At 57.4% G+C, this 5,101-nt stretch carries 4 protein-coding genes and 1 pseudogene; 1 reads left to right on the top strand and 4 read right to left on the bottom strand.

The annotated features are described in order from the left end of the window. The 4 genes and pseudogenes from ABY948_RS11060 to xseA form a co-directional block, all read right to left on the bottom strand. Positions 1–270, bottom strand: a pseudogene (locus ABY948_RS11060) (hypothetical protein); the annotation flags it as partial. A gap of 342 nt (positions 271–612) precedes the next feature. Beyond that, on the bottom strand, positions 613–945 hold the full coding sequence (locus ABY948_RS11055) for an EF-hand domain-containing protein (RefSeq protein ID WP_461482593.1): 333 nt from the start codon (positions 943–945) through the stop codon (positions 613–615). An 86-nt stretch (positions 946–1,031) separates the two neighbouring features. After that, a complete protein-coding gene (pepF, locus tag ABY948_RS11050; protein ID WP_461482592.1) occupies positions 1,032–2,948 on the bottom strand; it encodes an oligoendopeptidase F in 1,917 nt (638 codons plus the stop codon). Positions 2,949–2,953: 5 nt separating this feature from the next. Beyond that, positions 2,954–4,288, bottom strand: a complete 1,335-nt coding sequence (gene xseA, locus ABY948_RS11045; RefSeq protein WP_461482591.1) for an exodeoxyribonuclease VII large subunit — start codon at positions 4,286–4,288, stop codon at positions 2,954–2,956. Between the two features lie 212 nt (positions 4,289–4,500). On the opposite strand from xseA, the gene ABY948_RS11040 reads away from it, so the two are divergent. Next, a partial coding sequence (locus ABY948_RS11040) for an IMP dehydrogenase (protein ID WP_461482590.1) occupies positions 4,501–5,101 on the top strand: 601 nt, incomplete at its 3' end.

The raw sequence follows: 5,101 nt of genomic DNA, 5'->3' as shown, positions 1-5,101 counted from the left end.
CTGGCTGACATCATCGACTTCCAGCAGACCGGAAAAACCGTTGTAACTGGCTGAGCTCCAGGTCACCCTGGATTTCAGGGTGGAGGCTTTTGCATCTTCCTTGCTGTTATCTTCGTCCACATATTCATAGCGGTAGCGGAACGAAAACTTGGTGTCACTTTTGGTGAATATTTCAGACAGGCTGGTGGCTTCTTCAGCCGTGGCGGCGACAAATGGATGCGCACTGAGTAAAACAGCTAACGCTGAATATTTTAAAAATGGCTGTTTCATAAAAATTCCTCGAGTTAATCCCCAAACAAAAAACAAAAAAACCCGCACGCCGGATGGAGGCGTACGGGCTTCGTTACCCAACAGGATGCAATGTCGTTTTTAATTATGCAGAGACTGTGCCAAAAATATTAGCCTTATGAAATATAAGAAGTTATGTGGGTATTTTGCGCGTGGCTGCCGATGCTGTGGCCAAGAATGGTGCAACAAAAATGTCATGAAGAATTATTTTAGGGCATAAAAATGCCTAACATTGGCATCTTAATAATATATACGTGTCGCAGCGAATGGGGTGGGGGGCGGAAGACAGGCATGGCCGCGAGGACATGCCTGGAAAGGTATTCGTTATTCGGATTTACCGGGACAGTTCGGGCGTTTATCGCGAAATTTTTCGCGCATGTTTTCCTGTGCGGCCTTGGCTTCCTCTTTGTCCACCAGGCCGTCGCCATTTTTATCCATGCTGGCAAAATGGGCGCGGCGTTTTTCCTGCATCCGCTGTAGGGCCTGTTCGTGTTCTTCAGCGGAGATGTTGCCATCGTTGTTGGCGTCCATTTTTTCGAACATGTGGCGTCCAAAATCATGGCCATCCGGTCCCGGCGGTGGCATGTCGTCAGACCCCGCCAGGGCGGCGGCGGCAATGGCAAAAGTCAGGTCGGCAATGAGTAGGTGGTTGCGCATGAAAAATCCTCTTTCAGGTTACTTGGTCAACCGGTAAAACGAATGCCGGGGGGATTGGTTGACAGTCGCGCGTGTTGACCACGATGTTAAGGTGCATTGGCGGTTTCGGCAGGAACGGTCTGCTGTTGGTCGAGAATGCGTTCTGCCTCATCCATCAGCCGGTTCATGCGATGGATCACCGCCAGGTAGACATCCGGCGAGGCCATGTCCACCCCGGCCCGGCGGAGGATCTCGTAGGGGTAATCAGAACCGCCGGCCCTGAGGATATCCAGGTATTGCTGCTGGGCCTCCTCGCCATCGTTGAGCACGCGATCCATCAGGTAATAGGCCGCGGAGATGGAGGTGGCGTACTGATAGACATAAAAGTTGCGATAGAAATGCGGCACATAGGCCCATTCCACGGTGTAGGCGTCGTCGATCACCATTACGCCGAGGTCGTGGCCAAAATAGCGCTTCAGCAGGTCGCCATAGATGCTGTTGAGTTTGTCCCCTGACAACGCACCGCCTTTTTCCACATGCTCGTGGATGGCCAGCTCAAATTCGGCAAACTGGACCTGGCGGAAAAAAGTGCCGCGCAACTGCGACAGTTCCTGGAACAGGTAGTGCAGCCGCTCCTGGTCGGTCTGTGCGTTTTTGCGCAGGTAGTCGAGCAGCAACACTTCGTTGGCGGTGGAGGCTATTTCAGCGGTGAAGGTTGAATAATCGGATTTGCTGAACGGCTGGTTGCGGTTGGCCAGCAGTGAATGCATGGCGTGGCCCCACTCGTGGGCAAAGGTGCTGACGGCTTCCAGGCTGTTGTCGAAATTCAGCAGCATATAGGGGTGGACATCGTAGGCCGCACCCATCACGTAGGCACCGCTGAGTTTGCCGGGGCTCGGGTAGACGTGCATCCACTCCTGGTTGACGGCAGCGGTGAAGGTATCGACGTAATCGGGCCCCAGGGGTTGCAATGCGGCGGTGACGATCTGCTTGGTTTCCGCCAGGGTATAAGTGCGATCCAGCGGCACCACGGCAGGATAGATATCGTAGTAGTGGGATTCCTTGATGCCCAGCACCCGCTGGCGCAGGCTGACCAGTCGGTGCAGGCTGTCCAGGTGTTCGTTTACGGTATCCACCAGCGCGTGGTAGACCGCTTGCGGAATGTTGTCCCCGGCCTGGGCATGCTGCAAGGCGGAGTCGTAGCCGCGCAAACGTGCCATCAGCACATCATTTTTCACCTGCCCCTCCAGGGTCAGGCCCAGGGTTTGGCGGTAGTTCTGGTAGGTTTCCCAGAACTGATCGAACACCAGCTTGCGATCTTCCCGGTTATCCACCGCCCGATACTGGCCATAGGCCGAAGTCGTCAGCAGTACATCGGTGCCGTCGGAAAGGGTTACCGTGGGCATCGGCATTTCGGCATTGGTCAGTACGTTGTAGATGCTGGAAGGCGTCTGCATGGTGTCAAAGGTCGCGGCCAGAATGCGTTCCTCGGCATCATTCAGGGTGTAGGGCGCCAGGTGCAGGGTTTTTTTAATGAAGTAATCGTAATCTTTCAGCTGGTCTGTTTGTGCCATAAAGCCGCTGAGCTTTTTCTCACCGATGGCGATGAGTTCGGGACTGACGAAACTGGTGGCTTCGCCCATTTGGCTGAGCAGCATCTGGGCCAGGGAAGAGCGCTCCAGGTATTCGGAATTGCCCAGATCAGTGTCCCTGGCCAGGTAGGCGTAGACATACAGTCGCAGCAACTCCTTGTAGGCGTCGTTTATATCGTTGAGACACTGTGCCAGCACTTCAGCGCTGGTGCCCAGTTTGCCTTTGCAGTCCCGCAGGGTGGTGATGCGGGCGGCAATGTCATTGCGGGCACTGTCCCAGCTGGCAGTGTCCGGGTACAGGTCGTTCAGGTTCCATTCAGTGCTGCTTTCCAGGGTTGTGGACCCAGCGGGCGCGGGGGCAGCCGGGGCTGTTTCCCCCTGAGCTGAGGAAAAACAAAAGAGTGCCACTAACAGGGCGGAGCAGTATTTCATCTTGGTTATTCCGGAATGATTTTGTCTACGGTGCATTGCAGGCTGCCATCCATCAGCCGGGCGGTGATGCGCTCGCCGGGAGAGGTGTCGCGGGCATGGCGTAAAATCTGTTGTTGTTGATCCGCCACAATAGCATAGCCGCGTTCCAGGGTGTTGAGGGGGCTGACGGCGTTGAGCAACTGTAGTGAATTTTTCCAGCGCTGCTGTTTTTGGACAAGCTGTTTGCCCATGGCCAGCTGCAGTCTTTCCGACAGGTCGCGATGGCGCTGTCGCTGGCGTTGCAGTTCAATCCCCGGGTGAACGGTGCCGAGGCGTTTGTGCAGATGCTGCAAGTTGAGCTGGCGCTGTGCGCATGCGGTTTTCATCTGTTGCCTGAGTCGCTCGCCGAGGTAGGTCAAGCGCCGCCGCTGGTGCTGTAACTGTTCGCCGGGATGGCGCAGTCGCTTGCCCAGGCTGTCGGTGCGCTGACTGGCCGCGTGCAGCTGGCGGCTGATGGTTCTCAGCAACAGCCCTTCCATTTCCCGAAACCTGTCCAGCAGCTTGGCGCCATCGGGACTGAGCACTTCCGCCGCCGCCGAGGGGGTGGGGGCGCGGTAGTCGGCTGCGAAATCGGCTATGGTGAAATCTACCTCGTGGCCCACTGCACTGACAATGGGAATGCGGCTGTGATAGATGGCCCTGGCGACGATCTCTTCATTGAACGACCAGAGATCCTCCAGTGAACCGCCGCCGCGGCCGACGATCAGGACATCACACTGATTGTCTTCGTTGGCCAGGGCGATGGCATCGGCAATCTGTGCCGCCGCCTCGCGGCCCTGCACCGCCGTTGGGTAGATGCGCACCGGTATCGCCGGAAAGCGCCGACCCAGCACCGAGAGAATATCCCGCAGTGCCGCACCGCTGGGTGAACTGACAATGCCGATACGCCGCGGCATGCCGGGCAGGGGAGCTTTGTGGCTGTCGCTGAACAGGCCCTCTGCCGCCAGCCGGGTTTTCAGTGCATCAAACTGGCGCTGCAGGGCGCCGTAGCCCGCCTGTTCCAGGTGCTCGATGATCAGCTGAAAGTCGCCGCGTCCCTCGTACAGGCTCACCCGGCAGCGGGCCAGCACATGGTCGCCATTGTCCGGGCGAAAGGTCGTCAGGCCGATGCGATTGCGGAACATGGCACAGCGCACCTGGGCCTGTTCATCCTTGAGGGTAAAGTACCAATGCCCGGAAGCCGGGCGGGACAGGTTGGAGATTTCGCCCTCCACCCAAACCAGTGGCAGGTGGGTTTCCAGCAGCTGGCGGGCGCGGCGATTCAGTTGCGAAATGGTCAGGGTGACGGGTGGGTTTTCCATGCCACCATTGTCCACCGGAGGCGTCAGGAGTCAACGGATAAAGCCATTTTTGGCGGCAGCTTGGCTGCTCTCCAGGGAGGTTAAAAAACGTGTGTTTTGACAGCTGAGAGCCTATAATGCCGTGCTTACTTTTTATGGATGCCCTCGCCGTCAGCCCTGTTTCCGTGACCGCAGGTTTCCAGTTTCCACCGTCAATGAGGTAAGCCATCCCGATGTTGCGAATCGCAGAAGAAGCACTCACATTTGATGATGTCTTGCTGGTGCCCGGTTACTCCGAGGTCACGGCAAAAGACGTATCGTTGAAAACCCGCCTCAGCCGACGTATCGAAATGAATATCCCGCTGGTCTCCGCGGCCATGGACACGGTGACCGAGTCCCGGCTGGCCATCGCCCTGGCCCAGGACGGCGGCATCGGCATCATCCACAAGAGCATGACCATCGAAAAGCAGGCGCTGGAAGTGCGCGCGGTCAAGAAATTTGAGAGCGGTGTGGTCAAGGACCCGATCACCATCGATGCGGACGCCCCGGTCAGCGCATTGCTGACGCTGACCCGCGAAAACAATATTTCCGGCGTGCCGGTGATCCGGCAGGGCGAGCTGGTGGGCATCGTCACCCGCCGCGACGTGCGTTTTGAACCCAGCCTGGACCTGTCCGTGGCGGCGATCATGACGCCCAAGGAGCGGCTGGTCACCGTCAAGGAGGGCGCCAGCGCCGATGAGGTCAAGGCCTTGCTGCACAAATACCGCATTGAAAAAGTGCTGGTGGTGAATGATGCCTTTGAACTGCGCGGCCTGATCACCGTCAAGGATATCG

The organism is Porticoccus sp. (genome assembly GCF_041592135.1).
Lineage (GTDB): Bacteria > Pseudomonadota > Gammaproteobacteria > Pseudomonadales > Porticoccaceae > Porticoccus.
Note: the sequence above shows the minus strand (reverse complement) of the source record. Positions and strands in the feature narration are given on the sequence as shown.

Excerpts from the sequence above, each read along its gene's own strand:
- ABY948_RS11055 (WP_461482593.1), bottom strand. The coding sequence starts at position 945 with ATGCGCAACCACCTACTCATTGCCGACCTGACTTTTGCCATTGCCGCC.
- pepF (WP_461482592.1), bottom strand. The coding sequence starts at position 2,948 with ATGAAATACTGCTCCGCCCTGTTAGTGGCACTCTTTTGTTTTTCCTCA.
- xseA (WP_461482591.1), bottom strand. The coding sequence starts at position 4,288 with ATGGAAAACCCACCCGTCACCCTGACCATTTCGCAACTGAATCGCCGC.